We start from the raw sequence: 16,049 nt of genomic DNA, 5'->3' as shown, positions 1-16,049 counted from the left end.
CGTGCCCCGCAGTCAGACAGGCTGTAGGTAAGTGAGGAACACGAGAACACTTGGGAGACCCTCGATGCGCACTCTGATCAGCACCGCCTTCGTCTCGCTCGACGGCGTCGTGGAGGCCCCGGGCGGCGAGCCGGGTTACCGGAACTCGGGATGGACCTTCAAGGACATGGAGTTCCTCCCGGAGGCTTTCGAGATCAAGGGCCGGGAGCAGCAGGAGGCCACGGCGATGCTGTTCGGCCGGACCAGCTATGAGGCGTTCAGCCCGGTCTGGCCGGACATGGATGAGTTCGCCGACTACAAGCCGATGCCGAAGTACATCGTCTCCACCACCCTCACCGAGGACGGCCTGGTCTCGGGCTGGGGCGAGCAGACGATCCTGCGCTCCCTCGACGACGTCGCCGCACTGAAGGAGACCGAGGGCGGCCCGATCATCATGCACGGCAGCGCCACCCTCAACCGGAATCTCTCGGACGCCGGTCTGATCGACCGATACCACCTGCTCGTTTTCCCGCTGCTTCTCGGCGCGGGCAAGCGTCTGTTCAGCGAGACGGACAAGGACACCCAGAAGCTGAAGCTCGTCGAGCACGAGGCGTACGCCAACGGCCTCCAGATGAACGTCTTCGACGTCGTGCGCTGACGTCGTGCGCTGACGTCATGCGCTGACGAAGCTGCCGCGCCGAAACGGCCTGGGCCGGACTGGGGTTCTCCCCCAGTCCGGCCCAGGCCGTCGTTTCAGGTCGACCCGCCCGACCATCACAAGCCCCTTACATCTATGCGGACTTGAGGGGGTTGGGCTGTGCGATGTCCGATCTGGCGGCGGGGGCCCGTTTTGTTATTACAGAACCTTGTTGAACAAGTCACAGGTGTATGTAGGTATTGATCTGCGCGCGTCAATCAGACATGGTTTCGTCCCAGTGCCCGGAGATCTTCCGGATCTCCGGGGTCGTTGCAGTGAAGTTTTGAAAACCCCCACATCCCCCCCACATCACCACGAGGAGACCCCTCTTCATGGCTACACACAAGCGTGCACGCTCGGTGAAGCTCGTCTCGGCGATAGCCGCGACCGCCACCGCCGTCGGCGTCACTGTCTTCGCCACCTCGTTCGCCGGTGCGGCAACCCCCGCCGAGGGCAAGGTCTACGGAGCCGACGCCAAGGGTGCCGTCTCCGGCAGCTACATCGTCATGCTGGACAAGACGACCGACAAGGGCGCCAAGTCCGACCTGGCAGAGGAGTACGGCGGCTCGCTCAAGCGCAACTACTCCTCCGCGATCAACGGCTTCTCCGCCAAGGGCCTGAGCGAGACCGAGGCCAAGCAGCTGGCCGCCGACCCGGCCGTGGGCAAGGTCGTCCAGTCGAAGAAGTTCTCCATCGACGCCACCCAGGACAACCCGCCGTCGTGGGGTCTCGACCGCATCGACCAGGCGGACACCGCGGGCGACAAGAAGTACACGTACCCGGACGCCGCCGGTGAGGGCGCCACGGCGTACGTCATCGACACCGGTGTCCGCATCAGCCACAAGGACTTCGGCGGTCGCGCCACGTCCGGCTTCGACGCCGTCGACAACGACGACAGCGCGGACGACGGCAACGGCCACGGCACGCACGTCGCCGGCACCATCGCCGGTGAGGCGCACGGTGTCGCCAAGAAGGCGAAGATCGTCGCGGTCCGCGTCCTGGACGACCAGGGCTCCGGCACCACCGAGCAGGTCGTCGCGGGCATCGACTGGGTCACCAAGAACCACAAGGGCCCGTCGGTCGCCAACATGAGCCTCGGCGGCGGCGCCGACGAGGCGCTCGACGCGGCGGTCCAGAAGGCGATCGCCTCGGGCGTCACCTTCGCGGTCGCGGCGGGCAACGAGTCGGCCGACGCGTCCCAGGGCTCCCCGGCCCGCGTGAAGGAGGCCATCACGGTCGCCTCCTCCACCAAGGACGACGAGCAGTCGGACTTCTCCAACTTCGGCAAGATCGTCGACATCTACGCCCCCGGCTCGGACATCACGTCCGACTGGAACACCGACGACAACGCCACCAAGACCATCTCCGGTACGTCGATGGCGACCCCGCACGTCGTGGGCGCTGCCGCCGTCTACCTCGGTGCCAACCCGGACGCCAAGCCGGACGCCGTGTCGAAGGCGCTCACGGACGGTGCGACCCCGGACAAGATCTCGAACCCGAGCGAGGGCACGCCCAACAAGCTGCTCAAGGTCGGCGAGTAGCACCTACTGACCGGCGGCCGCCGCGCCCACCCCCACGGGGCGCGGCGGTCGTCCTATGGTGTGCTGATGACGGTCAAGGCATACGCGGCGCTCCTCCGCGGCATCAACGTGGGCGGCAAGAGAATGCTGCCGATGGGGGAGTTGCGTACGCTGCTCGCCGGGCTCGGGTTCGGCGACGTACGCACCCATCTGCAGAGCGGCAACGCGGTCTTCACCGCGGAGGCAGCCGACGAGGACACTCTGGCCGCGCGGGTGAGCGAGGCCATCGAGCGGCACTTCGGCTTCACGGTGGACGTCCTGGTGCGCGACGGCGCGTATCTGAAGGCCGTCGCCGACGCCTGCCCCTTCCCTGCGTCCGCGCTCGAAGGCAAGCAGCTGCACGTCACGTACTTCTCAGAGCCCGTCGACGCGTCCAGGCTCGACAAGATCGACCCGGCGGCATTCCTCCCCGAGGAGTTCAGGCTCGGCGACCGAGCGCTCTACCTCTACGCCCCGGACGGCATGGGCCGCTCCAAACTGGGCGAGGTCCTCTCCCGTCCCGCCCTGTTCAAGGGCGTCATCGCCACATCGCGCAACTGGAACACCGTGGCCAAGCTGGTGGAACTGACGGAGGAACCCGACCGTGGCTGACCGCACGCCCGCCGTCGAGGCGGCCATCGAGGCGGAGCTTCGCCTGCTCGCCCCCGAGGTCCGTACGTCGCCCGAGCTGCTCGGGGGACTGCTGCATCCGGAGTTCACCGAGTTCGGCGCGTCGGGCACCCGATGGGACCGCGCGTCGATCATCACGGCGCTGACCGAGAACCCGGGCCGGTCGGGGCGCCCGATCATGACCTCCCGGATGCGCGGCGTCCAGCTGGCCGACGACGTCGTGCACCTCACCTTCGACACGGACAGCAACAGCCGCCTCGCGCACCGCAGTTCGCTGTGGAGGCGGTACGAGGGCGAATGGCTGCTCTGGTTCCACCAAGGGACGCCGTTCAGTGTGGAAAGCCCGTCAGAAGCCTGATCTGCCCGTCTTCCCGGTGTGATGTGCGAGGCTCGGCTCCATGCGCTACATCATCATCGGAGCAGGAGCGATCGGCGGCACCGTGGGCGGGCGCCTGGCCGAGAGCGGACATGACGTGGTTCTCGTCGCGCGCGGCGCGCACTACGAGGCGGTGCGGGAGCACGGCCTTCGGGTCAGGACGGCGGACGGGGCGCGCACGCACCGGCTGCCCGTGGTCCGAACGCCCGACGAACTGGGCGAGTTGGCGACGGACGACGTGCTGCTCCTCGCCGTCAAGACGCAGGACTGCGCGGCGGCCGTCGACGCCTGGAGCGCCCGCCCGGTGGCGGGCGGCGGTACGGCGGGCGAGCACCTCCCGCTGGTCTGCGCGCAGAACGGCGTGGAGAGCGAGCGCATCGCGCTGCGCCGCTTCCGGCGTGTGTACGGGATGTGCGTCTGGCTGCCCGCGACCCATGTCGAGCCCGGCTCGGTCTCCGCGGCGGGTGCCCCCTACACGGGCATCCTGCACATCGGCCGCTACCCGAAAGGCACGGACGACACCGCCCGTCTCATCTCCGCCGACCTGGAGAAGTCGAAGCTGCTCTCGCCCGTCGCGGCGGACGTGATGCGCTGGAAGTACGGCAAGCTGCTCGCCAACCTGGCCAACTCCATCGAGGCGGTCACGGGCGTCCTCTCCGGCAACGAGGCCATCGCGCTCTACCGGCAGGCCCGCGCGGAGGGCGAGGCGGTGCTCGCCGCCGCCGGCATCGATGCGGCGGGCGAGCAGGAGCAGAAGGAGACCCGCGGCGATCACGTCAGGTTCGAGCCCTTCGACGGCTCCGAGCGCGGCGGCGGCTCGTCCTGGCAGAGCCTGAGCAGGGGCACGGGCACCATCGAGGCGGACTACCTCAACGGCGAGATCGCGCTGCTCGGCCGCCTGCACGGGGTGCCGACGCCGGTGAACGACGCCTTGCAGGGCGTGGCGAACGCGTTCGCGCGGGAGCGGCGCGATGCGGGGTCGATGCCGGTGGGCGAACTCCTCGGCCTGGTGGAGAAGGCGTCGGAAGTGGCCCACTAGAGGGGAGGTCGAATGGACCAGGAGCGTGCGCCATTCGCCCATAGAGTCGGTGCCATGACGACGACCGAAGATGGCTCGAAGACTCCGTACGAGACCGGCTCCCGGACCCGCATCGACTTCTACTTCGACCCGGCCTGCCCCTTCGCCTGGATCACCTCCCGCTGGCTCCTGGAGGTCGAGCAAGTCCGCGATCTCGACCTCCGCTTCCATGTGATGAGCCTCTACCTCCACAACATCGACAACGAACTGCCCGACTGGTACCGAGAGTTGGTCGACAAGTCGATCCGCCCGGTCCGCGTCGCCGCCGCGGCGGCGCAGCAGCTCGGCGAGGAAGTCCTGAGGGACCTCTACACGGCCTTCGGCACCCGCATCCACCAGGCCAAGAACGAGGACTTCGACCAGGTCATCGCCGAGTCCCTGGCCGAGACCGGCCTGCCCGCCGCCCTCGCGGACGCCGCGCACGACCCGGCGTACGACGACGTGGTGCGCCGCAGTCACGACGCGGGCAAGGATCCCGCAGAGGGCGAGGCGGGCGCCTATGTCGGCACGCCGACGATCCACGTCGACGGCACCGTCTGGTTCGGCCCGGTCCTCCGGGCGATTCCGCGCGGCGAGGATGCGACGCGGCTCTTCGACAGCTTCCGGGTCCTCGCGAACCACCCGGACCTCTTCGAGCTGAAGCGCACCCGGACCGGAGGCCTCGACTTCAGCTGATCACTGAGGTCATGAGGAGCGTGGTGCGGCCGTTGTCCTCCGCGACCTCGCGGCCCTGCGTGTAGCCGAGGCGCTTGAGGACGGCGAGGGACGCGGTGTTCTCCGTGTCCACGGTCGCGTGCACATGGGACAGGGCCAAGGTCTCATGGCCGTACGAGGTGAGCAGCCGGGCCAGTTCCGTGCCGAGGCCGATGCCCCAGCTGTCCTGCCGCAGCCCGATGACGATCTCGTGGCCGTCGAGCCAGGTCTCCGGCGACGGCTTTATCTCCGCGTGCCCGACATAGCGCCCCTCGTGCCGCACCGCCCAGACCGGGAACTGGCTCTCCCCGTACACGAGCCCGAACATCCGCCGGAACAGCGCGTGGGTCTGCTCCACGCTCTGCATCCCGTCCCCGAACCAGCGGCCCACGGCCTCGTCCTGGAGGAGTGTCACGAACCGCTCCTCGTCGGCGGCGACATAGGGCGACAGACGCAGGCGCTCGGATCGGAGTACGGGGGTCATCGGGGTGACGCTAGGGGTACGAACGGCGGTGGGGCAAGGGGATTCGTAGGAGCGCCGCTGCCAAGCCCTGCCCTGCCGCCGTCACCGGTGCGTCACCGATGCCGCTGGGCCGGTTCATCCCGTGGGCCGTGGCAGTCCGATCGGATTGGGGAAGGGGAGCACCTCGGCGGCGAGGATCTGCCGTACGGGGTGGTCGAGGGCGGCCAGCAGCGTGTCCGCGTCCCGCGCGCCGAGCGGGCGGAGCAGCCGTGCCGCGAGGCGGTCCGTGGCGTCCTCGATCAACTCCCGTTCGGTGCAGCCGCGTTCGGTGATGTGCCCGTCCGCGTCCACCAGGCCGCGGGCATGTAGCCGGTCCACCGCCTGCGCCCACTCCTCCTCGGTCCAGCCCCTGTCCTGGCGGATGGTGTCGCGGTCGACGCGGCCCGTGGCGGCGGCGAGCACCAGTGCCTGGCAGGCGTCCAGGCCGTGGTCGGCGAGCGCCGCGACATGGGCGTCGCCCCTGAACTCGCGTACACAGGTGGCCAGTTGCCACACGTGCTGCACCGGGTCGGACCGCTCGCTCGCCTCGCGGTTGGCGGTGAACAGGGGGCGGGCCAGTGACGGGGCGTCCTCGACCATCGACGCGAGGGGCGCGCGGAGTTCCCTCGCCCGGTCGTCGATGTCCGGGACGAGGGACCGCAGAGCACGTGCCGTGTACACCGCGCGCTCCTCGACGATCCGGCCGGGGGACGCGTACTGCCAGGCCGCGGGGAGGGCCCGCGCCACCATGCCGGGGGCGAAGACGCCGAGCGCGGCCGTCGCCGCGCCGGACTCGACCGGGCCCATGGGAGCCGTGCGGGCCGCGAAATAGCCCATCCAGAAGCCCTTGAGCCCGAGCGCTCTGCCCAGATCTCGGCAGCGCTCCTCGAAGTAGATCACTGCGTGCAGGGGCTCGGTCCGCAGCCAGAGCGTCCGGGATCTGGTGAGGGTCATGACCCCACAAACTAGGCCAGCACGGGAACCCGCGCCACCCGCCCGACCGCACGGGCCCCGGTACATGTCTCGGCACATGCCTCGTCGTAGCGCTGCACGAGGAGCCGGGCGACCTCCGGTGCGGGGCCGAGGACTTGGGCCGTCACGTCCGCTTCGGCGGCGCCCCGCGCGATCCGGTCGGGCAGGAAGCCGGGTGCGATGACGTACGGCGCGACCGCCACCCTGCGCACGCCCAGATCGCGCAGTTCCCGCACGGCGTCCTCCGTGCGGGGCAGAGATGCGGAGGCGAACGCAGGCCGCACGGCGCACCAACCGGTGTGCCGCCACTCCCGCGCGATTTCAGCGATCACTGCGATCGCCTCCGGGTCGGTGGACCCCGCCGAGGCCAGCACGACCCCGGTCGAGGACTTGTCGGCGGGGGTGAGCCCCGCCTCGTACAACCGCTGGTCCAGAGCGGTCAGGAGCAGCGGGGACGGGCCGAGCACCGCCGCCTGCCGGATGCGCAGGCGCGACGGTGCTGCACGCAGGACCGCCGGGACGTCCGACTTCGCGTGGAACGCCCGCGTGAGGAGCAGGGGGAGTGCGATCACGTCGCGCACTCCCTCGGCGTCCAGGGACTCGAGCACCTCGGGCGCCGACGGCGAGTTGAAGTCCAGGAAGCCCGTCTCCACCCGCAGTCCCGGCCGCAGCGCCCGCACCCGTCGCACCAGGGCATGCACCGTCGCGGCATGTCGCGGATCGCGGCTGCCGTGTGCGACGACGAAGAGTACGGGGCGGGGGTTCATGGTGGCGGGCCTCAGCTCTTCACGAGAAGGCCGCGGCTGCGCAGGACGCGCCGCTCGAGGGGGCTGAAGATGAGCAGGTCGATGGCGATGCCGACGACGAGGATCAGCAGGATCGCCAGGAACACCTGCGACATGCTGCTGTTGGTGCGGCCCGCCTCCAGGAGCTGGCCGAGCCCCATGCCCAGGTCCGGCGACTGCGCGATGATCTCCGCGGCCATGAGCGAGCGCCACGAGAACGCCCAGCCCTGCTTCAGACCCGCCAGATAACCGGGCAGCGCCGCCGGCATCACGATGTGCCAGGTGTGGCGCAGACCTGTCGCGCCCAGTGTGCGGCCCGCCCGCAGGAACAGCGGCGGCACCTGGTCGACGCCCGCGACAAGGCCGTTGGCGATCGAGGGGACCGCGCCGAGCAGGATCACCGCGTACATCATCTGGTCGTTGAGCCCGAGCCAGATCACGGCAGGCGGCACCCACGCCACGGACGGCAGCGACTGCAGACCGGACAGGATGGGCCCGATGGCCGCGCGCACGAAGCGGACCCTGGCCACGATCAGGCCGAGCGGCGTGCCGATCACCAGCGCCATCAGGAAGCCGAGCAGTCCGCGCGAGACGGACGTCCAGATGTACTCCAGGAGCGTGCCTTGCAGCCAGGCGTCCTCCACCTCGTGCCAGACGGCGGAGGGCGAAGGCAGCTTGTAGGCGTCGGTGACCTTCGCCGACACCAGGATCTGCCACACCACCAGGACAAGCACGACGGCGACCACCGGCGGCAGGATCTTCTGGACGAAGGTCTGCCGGAACGGCGTACGACGGGTCGTCCGGACCGCGTCCAGAGCGTCGAGGCCCGCCTCCAGGCCGGCCAGGTCCTGGCTGCTGTCCTTGACGACTGAGGTGCTGCTCTCAGTGCTGGCCATGTCGGCGGATCTCCCCACGCAGTTGTTCGGTGATCTCGACGGACAGTTCCGCCACGGCGGAGTCCTCGATGCGGCGCGGGTGGGGGATGTCCACCCGCCACTCGTGCGCCACGCGGCCGGGACGCGACGAGAGGAGCACGACGCGTTCGGCGAGGCGCACGGCCTCGCGCACGTTGTGCGTGACGAAGAGGACGGAGACGTTGGTCTCGCGCCAGATGCGGGTCAGTTCGTCGTGCAGGACGTCACGCGTGATCGCGTCGAGCGCCGCGAACGGCTCGTCCATCAACAGGATCTTGCTGTCCTGCGCGAGCGCGCGGGCAAGCGCCACACGCTGGCGCATACCGCCGGACAGCTCGTGCACCCGCTTGCCGTGCGCCCCTTGGAGACGTACGAGACCGAGGAGCTCCTCGGCCCGCTCGCGCCGCTCGGCCTTCGCGACGCCCCGCAGCTTCAGGGCGAGCTCGATGTTCTTGCCCGCGGTCAGCCAGGGAAAGAGCGCGTGTTCCTGGAACATCAGGGCCGGGCGGCCGTCGGTCGCGATGGCGCCCGCCGACGGCTCGTCGAGCCCGGCCACCAGGTTGAGCAGCGTCGACTTGCCGCAGCCCGAGGCTCCCAGGAGAGTGACGAACTCGCCGGGAGCGACATCGAGCGTGATGTCGTCCAGGACGAGCTGCTGCCCGGCGGGTGTGGCGAAGGACTTCGAGACGTGCTCGATCCGGGCTGCGTGCGGGGCGGCCGTGATGTCTTCCGCCGCCTTGGCGAGGGTCGTCGTCGCCATGGTCGTCACCTCCTGGGAACTGATCCGGTTTCCGGGGTTACTTGACGCCGAGACCGGCGTCGTCGACCGCGGGCTCACCCTCGGCCTTGAGGACCTTGTTCAGCGGCTTCAGGTCGTAGATGCCCTTGAGGTCGGGCCTGCTCAGGAGGCCCGCCTTGACCGCGTGCTTCGCCTCGGTGTCGAGCGTGGCGGCGAGCGGGTCGTTCGTGGTCTGGATGGACTTCCACGCCGGGTCGATGACCTGGGCGGGCAGCGCCTTGCCGGACGCCTCCTTGAGGGCGGCGTTGGCGGAGGCCTTCGCCTTGTCAGGGTTGTCCTTGATCCACTTGTTGGTCTTCACCGAACCGCGAAGTACGGCCTCGACGACCTTCGGGTGCTCCTTGAGGAACGACTGCGACACGATGATGTTCGTGATCACGAACTTCTTGTCCGGCCACAGGTCCGACTCGTCGAGGATCACCTTGCCGCCCTCGGCGACCAGCTTCGACGCGGTCGGCTCCGGGACCCAGGCGCCGTCGATCGAACCGGACTTGTAGGCGTCCGGGGTGATCTTGTTGTCGGTGCGGACCACCGACACATCGCCCTTGCCGCTCTCCGCGTCGACCTTCCAGCCCTTCTCCGCGGCCCAGTTGAGGAAGGCCACGTCTTGGGTGTTGCCGAGCTGCGGAGTCGCGATCTTCTTGCCCTTGACGTCGTCCAGGGACTTGATCTTCTTCGGGTCGACCACCAGCTTCACGCCGCCGGACGCCGAACCGCCGATGACGCGCAGGTTCTTGCCCTGGGACTTGGTGTAGCCGTTGATGGCGGGCGACGGGCCGATCCAGCCGATGTCGATGGACTTCGAGTTCAGCGCCTCGATCTCCGAAGGACCGGCGTTGAACTGTGTGTACTTCGCCTTCGTGGCGCCCAGTGCCTTCTGGAACAGGCCCTCCTGGTCGCCGACGAGTGCGGTGGCGTGCGTGAGGTTCGGGAAGTACCCGATCTTCACCTCGTCGAGGCCCTCGATCTTCTTGGCCCCGGCGGCGACATTGGCCTTGTCGTTCTTGTCCGCGTCCGACTCGGAACCGTATCCGCAGGCGGTGAGCACCACGGCGAGCAGCGGCAGGGCGGCGACAGCGGTCAGAGCGCGTCGGCCGCCGGTGGTGGTGCGTGGTGTGCGGAAGCTGGCAGGCACGGGAGGTGGTCCTCTCGTTGGCCCGGCTCTCACGCCGTCAGGTCGTGGCCGGGAGATCGGCAGGTTTTCGTCTTCGCTGGTCGAGCGGGTCGAGCTCGCGGGGGGTGTGGGCGCGCATGCGGTGCGCGTACGTCTTCACGCACATCGCCCGACCCCGCCCTGCCCGCTGCCGAGGGCGCCGCTGCCGATGCGGCCGCCCTCCTTCGCGAAGGTCGAGAAATAGTCGATCGAGGTCATGGTCAGAAGTCCCAACCCTCGTCGTCAGCAGCCGACGTGCCCTCTTCGGCCGACTCGGCGGTGGTGGTGGCGAACGCCTCGCCCGCCATGCCGGCGGCGAGCGTCGTGCCGTCCGCCGGGTCGATCAGGAGGAACGAGCCGGTGCGCCGCGATGCCGCGTACGAGTCGAGCGCGATCGGCTCCGCGGTGCGGACGAGGACCCGGCCGATGTCGTTGGCGACCAGCTGCCCGGGGCTCGGGTGCTGGGAGAGGTCGTCGAGGGTGAGCCGCGAGGGGATCTCCTTGACGATCGCCTTGACCGTGCGCGTGGTGTGCTTGAGCAGCACGCGCTGGCCGACGGCGAGCGGCTGGTCCGCCACGTGGCAGACCGTCGCCTCGATGTCCTGGGTGCTCGGCGGCTCGTCGCCGCTCGGGACGATCAGGTCACCGCGCGAGATGTCGATGTCGCTCTCCAGGAGCAGCGTCACGGACTGCGGCGTCCAGGCGACGTCCACCGGCTGCCCGAGCAGGTCGATGCCCTCGATCTTCGACGTACGCCCCGAGGGAAGCACGGTCACGGACTCGCCGACCCGGAAGGTGCCCGCCGCGATCTGTCCCGCGTAGCCGCGGTAGTCGGGGTGCTCGGTGGTCTGCGGGCGGATCACGTACTGGACGGGCAGGCGCGCGTGGCAGGACGTCAGGTCGTGGCTGACCGGGACCGTCTCCAGGTGCTCAAGGACGGTCGGGCCGCCGTACCAGTCCATGTTCGACGACGCCTCGACGACATTGTCACCGGCGAGCGCGGAGATCGGGATCGCGGTGATCTCCGGGACGCCCAACCCGGCGGCGTACGCGGTGAATTCCTCGGCGATCTTCGCGAACACCTTCTCCTCGTACGCGACGAGGTCCATCTTGTTCACGGCGAGCACCACGTGCGGGACGCGAAGCAGCGCGGCGACGGCGGCGTGCCTGCGGGTCTGCTCGATGACGCCGTTGCGGGCGTCGACGAGGACCACGGCGAGGTCCGCGGTGGAGGCGCCGGTGACCATGTTCCGGGTGTACTGCACGTGGCCCGGGGTGTCGGCGAGGATGAACCGCCGCTGGGGCGTCGCGAAGTAGCGGTAGGCGACGTCGATGGTGATGCCCTGCTCGCGCTCGGCCCGCAGACCGTCGGTGAGCAGCGCCAGGTCCGGCGTCTCCTGGCCACGGCCGAGCGACACGCGCTCGACGGCCTCGAGCTGATCGGTGAGGACCGACTTCGAGTCGTGCAGAAGACGCCCCACGAGGGTGGACTTGCCGTCGTCGACGGACCCCGCGGTGGCGAACCGGAGCAGGGTGGTGGCCGACAGCTGCTCGGTGGAGAGGGGCTGCGCCTTGTCGGGTTCGGTGGTGCTGGTCATGTTTAGAAGTACCCCTCGCGCTTGCGGTCTTCCATGGCGGCCTCGGAGAGCTTGTCGTCGGCCCTCGTCGCACCGCGCTCGGTCAGCCGCGAAGCGGCGATCTCGGTGATGACGGCGTCCAGCGTGGTCGCGTCGGAGTCGACGGCGCCGGTGCAGGACATGTCGCCGACGGTGCGGTAGCGGACGAGCCGCTGCTCCACCGTCTCGTCGTCCTTGGGCCCGCCCCACTCACCGGCGGTCAGCCACATGCCGGAGCGCTGGAAGACATCCCGCTCGTGCGCGAAGTAGATCTGGGGGAGCTCGATGCCTTCGCGGGCGATGTACTGCCACACGTCCAGCTCGGTCCAGTTGCTCAACGGGAACACCCGGACGTGCTCGCCGGGGGCGTGGCGGCCGTTGTAGAGCTGCCACAGCTCGGGGCGCTGGCGGCGCGGGTCCCACTGCGAGAACTCGTCACGCAGGGAGAACACCCGCTCCTTGGCGCGGGCCTTCTCCTCGTCGCGACGCCCGCCGCCGAAGACCGCGTCGAACTTCTCGTGCTGGATCTTCTCGGTGAGCGGCACGGTCTGGAGTGGATTGCGCACTCCGTCCGGGCGCTCGCGCAGCTTGCCCGCGTCGATGTACTCCTGCACGGAGGCGACGTGCAGCCGCAGGTTGTGCTCGGCGACGACGCGGTCGCGGTACTCGATGACCTCGGGGAAGTTGTGCCCGGTGTCAACGTGCAACAGGGTGAAGGGAATTGACGCCGGGGCGAAGGCCTTCAGCGCCAGGTGCAGCATGACGATGGAGTCCTTGCCGCCGGAGAAGAGGATCACCGGCCGCTCGAACTCACCCGCCACCTCGCGGAAGATGTGCACGCCCTCGGACTCCAGGGCGTCGAGGTGCGACAGCGCGTACGGGCTGTCGGTGCCCTCGCTCACAGTGGCCACAGTGGTCGTCATGCCAGACCCCTTTCGATGAGCAGCGCGCGCAAGGCCGCCGCGGACTCCTGCACGGTCTGGTCCTGGGATTCGATGCGCAGATCGGGTGATTCGGGCGCCTCGTACGGGTCGTCGACCCCCGTGAGCCCGGAGATCTCGCCCGCCGCCTGCTTGGCGTACAGACCCTTCACATCGCGTACGGAGCAGACGTCCACCGGCGTGGCCACGTGGACCTCCAGGTACGCCGTGCCGCCGGTCTGGTGGCGCTTGCGGACCGCCTCGCGGCTGTCCGCGAACGGCGCGATCACCGGCACCAGGACCTTCACGCCGTTACGGGCGAGCAGTTCGGCGACGAAGCCGATGCGCTGCACGTTCGTGTGGCGGTCCTCGCGGCTGAAGCCGAGGCCCGACGAGAGGAACTCGCGGATCTCGTCGCCGTCGAGCACCTCGACCTGGTGGCCATCGCCCCGCAGTCTGCCCGCGAGTTCGTACGCGATGGTGGTCTTGCCCGCGCTGGGCAGGCCGGTGAGCCAAATGGTGGCTCCGGTGGTCACGTGCTTCTCCTGAGTGTGTGTCTGAGCGGCCGTCATCAATGGATCCCGCACTCGGTCTTGGCGCTGCCCGACCAGCGTCCGGCGCGTGCGTCCTCGCCCTCCAGGAGGCGGCGGGTGCAAGGCGCGCAGCCCACAGATCCGTAGCCGTCCATGAGGAGGGGATTGGTGAGGACGCCGTGCTCCTGCACATAGGCGTCCACGTCGTCCTGGGTCCAGCGGGCGATCGGGGAGACCTTGACCTTCCGGCGCTTCTCGTCCCAGCCGACGACGGGGGTGTTGGCCCGGGTCGGCGACTCGTCACGACGAAGGCCGGTCGCCCAGGCGGCGTACGAAGTCAGGCCCTCCTCAAGGGGCTTGACCTTCCGCATGGCGCAGCACAGGTCGGGGTTCCGGTCGTGCAGCTTCGCGCCGAACTCGGCGTCCTGCTCGGCAACCGTCTGCTTCGGCGTGAGCGTGATGACGTTGACGTCAAGCACGGCGGCGACGGCGTCACGGGTGCCGATGGTCTCGGGGAAGTGGTAGCCGGTGTCGAGGAACACGACGTCCACGCCGGGCCGGGCCCGCGATGCGAGGTGGGCGACGACGGCGTCCTCCATGGAGGAGGTCACGCAGAAGCGCGCACCGAAGGTGTCGACGGCCCACTGGAGGATCTCCAGGGCGGACGCGTCCTCGAGATCCCGCCCTGCCTGCTCGGCGAGAGCCTTCAACTCGTCGTCCGTACGCTGCTCTTGAGTCTGAACGGTCGTCATATCTCTTCCCCTCCACCGCTACCGCTGTTGCGCTGAACCCCCTGGGCGAGCAGCCCGAGGAACTTCAACTGGAAGGCGCGATTGCATGCGGCGCATTCCCAGGCGCCGTGACCGGTCTCGTTGGGACGCAGGTCCTCGTCACCGCAGTAGGGGCAGTGGAAGGGGGCGGCACGCTCGCTCATGACAGTGCCTCCTCGCTGGCGCGGGTGACCCAGGTGGCGAAACGCTCGTCGTCCGCGCGCTCCTTCTCGAAGCGCTTGAGGACCCGCTCCACGTAGTCGGGCAGCTCGGCCGAAGTGACCTTCAGGCCACGGACCTTGCGGCCGAACCCGGCTTCGAGGCCGAGCGCGCCGCCCAGGTGCACCTGGAAGCCCTCGACCTGATTGCCGTCGCCGTCAAGGACCAACTGCCCCTTCAGGCCGATGTCGGCGACCTGGATACGGGCGCAGGCGTTCGGGCAGCCGTTGATGTTGATGGTGATCGGGTGGTCGAACTCGGGGATGCGGCGCTCGAGTTCATCGATCAGCGAGGCGCCACGCGCCTTGGTCTCGACGATGGCGAGCTTGCAGAACTCGATGCCGGTGCAGGCCATGGTGCCGCGCCGGAAGGGGGATGCGTTGACCCGCAGGTCGAGCGCTTCGAGCCCCGCCACGAGGGACTCGACCTGAGCCTCTTCGACATCGAGCACGATCATCTTCTGCTCGGCGGTGGTACGGAGCCGTCCCGAGCCGTGGGCGTCGGCCACTTCGGCGATCTTCGTGAGCGTGGTGCCGTCCACACGCCCGACACGAGGAGCGAAACCGACGTAGAAACGGCCGTCCTTCTGCTTGTGCACACCGAGGTGGTCGCGCCAGGTCCCGGCGGGCTGCTCGGGCGGGGGCCCGTCGACGAGAGTCCGCTTCAGGTACTCGTCCTCGAGCACCTGCCGGAACTTCTCGGGCCCCCAGTCGGCGACGAGGAACTTCAACCGGGCGCGGGTGCGAAGGCGCCGGTAGCCGTAGTCACGGAAGATGCCGATGACGCCGGTCCATACCTCCGGGACCTCGTCCAGCGGCACCCACGCACCGAGCCGCACGCCCAGCTTCGGGTTGGTGGAGAGCCCGCCGCCGACCCAGAGGTCGAAGCCGGGCCCGTGCTCGGGGTGGTTGACGCCCACGAAGGCGATGTCATTGATCTCGTGCGCGACATCGAGCTGAGGCGATCCGGAGATCGCCGTCTTGAACTTGCGCGGCAGGTTCGAGAACTCCGGGTTGCCGATGAAGCGGCGCTGGATCTCGTCGATGGCGGAGGAGCCGTCGATGATCTCGTTCTCGGCGACACCGGCGACGGGCGAGCCGAGGATGACGCGGGGAGTGTCACCGCAAGCCTCGGTCGTCGAAAGCCCCACGGCCTCAAGACGCTCCCAGATCGCGGGAACGTCCTCGATGCGGATCCAGTGGTACTGGACGTTCTGCCGGTCGGTGAGGTCGGCGGTGCCACGCGCGAACTCCTGCGAGATCTCGCCGATGACACGCAGCTGCTCAGTCGTGAGCCGCCCGCCGTCGATCCGCACCCGCAGCATGAAGTACTCGTCGTCCAGCTCTTCCGGCTCCAGGATCGCCGTCTTGCCGCCGTCGATGCCCTGCCGACGCTGGGTGTAGAGCCCCCACCAGCGCATACGCCCACGAAGATCGTTCGGGTCGATGGAATCGAACCCACGCTTGGAGTAGATCGTCTCAATGCGTGTCCGCACATTGAGACCGTCGTCATCCTTCTTGAACTGTTCGTTCCCATTGAGGGGCGTGAAGTGGCCTACGGCCCACTGGCCCTCACCACGGTGACGGCTCGCCTTGCGCCTGGGCGCGGCAGTCGTGGGTTTTTCAGGGGTGGCAGCCATGGCGAATACGTCCTTCAAGGCGGGCTGGGTCGGCTCTGACCTGCACACTTCGCGCAGGAGGCGCGGCGGTGCGCAGAGAAACGGTCAGGGAGAGAGAGGCGGCGGCGCTGGTGCTGTCAGCTCGCCGGACACATGGCGCTGGACATGCGGCAGAGATCGACGTGACGTCGACTCACCAAGGCAATTCCAGTGCGATCCATGACGGAAGCGTGTCA

The 16,049-nt window shown here is 69.0% G+C and carries 19 protein-coding genes; 6 read left to right on the top strand and 13 right to left on the bottom strand.

The window, feature by feature from the left end; genetic code table 11:
• The first annotated feature begins 64 nt into the window (after positions 1-64).
• The 6 genes from ACGFSB_RS07345 (at position 65) to ACGFSB_RS07320 (ending at position 4,994) form a co-directional block, all read left to right on the top strand.
• Complete coding sequence (locus ACGFSB_RS07345; protein ID WP_393395403.1) at positions 65-637, top strand: dihydrofolate reductase family protein; 573 nt, start codon at positions 65-67, stop codon at positions 635-637.
• A gap of 371 nt (positions 638-1,008) precedes the next feature.
• Positions 1,009-2,217, top strand: coding sequence for a S8 family serine peptidase (locus ACGFSB_RS07340; RefSeq protein WP_393395400.1), 1,209 nt, complete (start codon positions 1,009-1,011; stop codon positions 2,215-2,217).
• Between the two features lie 66 nt (positions 2,218-2,283).
• Positions 2,284-2,847 (top strand): DUF1697 domain-containing protein, encoded by a 564-nt coding sequence (locus ACGFSB_RS07335; RefSeq protein WP_393395397.1) that lies wholly within the window; start codon positions 2,284-2,286, stop codon positions 2,845-2,847.
• Positions 2,840-3,223: a DUF4440 domain-containing protein gene (locus ACGFSB_RS07330; protein ID WP_393395394.1), complete on the top strand. Its 384-nt coding sequence runs from the start codon at positions 2,840-2,842 to the stop codon at positions 3,221-3,223. Before ACGFSB_RS07335 ends, ACGFSB_RS07330 begins: the two co-directional genes overlap by 8 nt.
• Positions 3,224-3,263: 40 nt before the next feature.
• Positions 3,264-4,280 carry a ketopantoate reductase family protein gene (locus ACGFSB_RS07325; protein ID WP_393395392.1) on the top strand — a complete coding sequence of 339 codons (1,017 nt, stop codon included), beginning with the start codon at positions 3,264-3,266 and terminating at the stop codon, positions 4,278-4,280.
• 54 nt (positions 4,281-4,334) lie between these two features.
• On the top strand, positions 4,335-4,994 hold the full coding sequence (locus tag ACGFSB_RS07320; protein WP_393395390.1) for a DsbA family protein: 660 nt from the start codon (positions 4,335-4,337) through the stop codon (positions 4,992-4,994).
• On the opposite strand, the gene ACGFSB_RS07315 is transcribed toward ACGFSB_RS07320, so the two are convergent.
• The 13 genes from ACGFSB_RS07315 to ACGFSB_RS07255 all read right to left on the bottom strand — a co-directional run bounded on the left by ACGFSB_RS07315 (position 4,987) and on the right by ACGFSB_RS07255 (position 16,034).
• A complete protein-coding gene (locus tag ACGFSB_RS07315; protein WP_393395387.1) occupies positions 4,987-5,496 on the bottom strand; it encodes a GNAT family N-acetyltransferase in 510 nt (169 codons plus the stop codon). The two genes, ACGFSB_RS07320 and ACGFSB_RS07315, sit on opposite strands and share 8 nt — an antisense overlap.
• Positions 5,497-5,610: 114 nt before the next feature.
• On the bottom strand, positions 5,611-6,468 hold the full coding sequence (locus ACGFSB_RS07310) for a hypothetical protein (RefSeq protein WP_393395385.1): 858 nt from the start codon (positions 6,466-6,468) through the stop codon (positions 5,611-5,613).
• 11 nt (positions 6,469-6,479) lie between these two features.
• On the bottom strand, positions 6,480-7,253 hold the full coding sequence (locus ACGFSB_RS07305) for a sirohydrochlorin chelatase (protein WP_393395383.1): 774 nt from the start codon (positions 7,251-7,253) through the stop codon (positions 6,480-6,482).
• Positions 7,254-7,264: 11 nt separating this feature from the next.
• Complete coding sequence (locus ACGFSB_RS07300; RefSeq protein ID WP_393395380.1) at positions 7,265-8,167, bottom strand: ABC transporter permease; 903 nt, start codon at positions 8,165-8,167, stop codon at positions 7,265-7,267.
• The gene (locus tag ACGFSB_RS07295; RefSeq protein WP_393395378.1) at positions 8,154-8,945 is read right to left on the bottom strand and encodes an ABC transporter ATP-binding protein; all 792 of its coding nucleotides are present in this window, start codon (positions 8,943-8,945) and stop codon (positions 8,154-8,156) included. Before ACGFSB_RS07295 ends, ACGFSB_RS07300 begins: the two co-directional genes overlap by 14 nt.
• Before the next feature lie 37 nt (positions 8,946-8,982).
• Positions 8,983-10,119 carry an aliphatic sulfonate ABC transporter substrate-binding protein gene (locus ACGFSB_RS07290; RefSeq protein ID WP_393395375.1) on the bottom strand — a complete coding sequence of 379 codons (1,137 nt, stop codon included), beginning with the start codon at positions 10,117-10,119 and terminating at the stop codon, positions 8,983-8,985.
• A 239-nt stretch (positions 10,120-10,358) separates the two neighbouring features.
• The gene (locus ACGFSB_RS07285) at positions 10,359-11,735 is read right to left on the bottom strand and encodes a sulfate adenylyltransferase subunit 1 (RefSeq protein WP_393395372.1); all 1,377 of its coding nucleotides are present in this window, start codon (positions 11,733-11,735) and stop codon (positions 10,359-10,361) included.
• A 2-nt stretch (positions 11,736-11,737) separates the two neighbouring features.
• Positions 11,738-12,676: a sulfate adenylyltransferase subunit CysD gene (cysD, locus tag ACGFSB_RS07280; RefSeq protein ID WP_393395370.1), complete on the bottom strand. Its 939-nt coding sequence runs from the start codon at positions 12,674-12,676 to the stop codon at positions 11,738-11,740.
• A complete protein-coding gene (cysC, locus tag ACGFSB_RS07275; RefSeq protein ID WP_393395367.1) occupies positions 12,673-13,245 on the bottom strand; it encodes an adenylyl-sulfate kinase in 573 nt (190 codons plus the stop codon). Before cysC ends, cysD begins: the two co-directional genes overlap by 4 nt.
• Positions 13,245-13,958, bottom strand: a complete 714-nt coding sequence (locus ACGFSB_RS07270) for a phosphoadenylyl-sulfate reductase (RefSeq protein WP_393395365.1) — start codon at positions 13,956-13,958, stop codon at positions 13,245-13,247. Before ACGFSB_RS07270 ends, cysC begins: the two co-directional genes overlap by 1 nt.
• Positions 13,955-14,140 (bottom strand): hypothetical protein, encoded by a 186-nt coding sequence (locus ACGFSB_RS07265; RefSeq protein ID WP_393395363.1) that lies wholly within the window; start codon positions 14,138-14,140, stop codon positions 13,955-13,957. The genes ACGFSB_RS07270 and ACGFSB_RS07265 overlap by 4 nt, the downstream gene beginning before the upstream one ends.
• Positions 14,137-15,834 (bottom strand): nitrite/sulfite reductase, encoded by a 1,698-nt coding sequence (locus ACGFSB_RS07260; RefSeq protein WP_393395361.1) that lies wholly within the window; start codon positions 15,832-15,834, stop codon positions 14,137-14,139. Before ACGFSB_RS07260 ends, ACGFSB_RS07265 begins: the two co-directional genes overlap by 4 nt.
• Before the next feature lie 116 nt (positions 15,835-15,950).
• Positions 15,951-16,034: a putative leader peptide gene (locus tag ACGFSB_RS07255; RefSeq protein ID WP_323178717.1), complete on the bottom strand. Its 84-nt coding sequence runs from the start codon at positions 16,032-16,034 to the stop codon at positions 15,951-15,953.
• Positions 16,035-16,049: the final 15 nt, after the last annotated feature.

Origin of the sequence: Streptomyces sp. NPDC048441, assembly GCF_043200235.1 — a bacterium.
Lineage (GTDB): Bacteria > Actinomycetota > Actinomycetes > Streptomycetales > Streptomycetaceae > Streptomyces.
Note: the sequence above shows the minus strand (reverse complement) of the source record. Positions and strands in the feature narration are given on the sequence as shown.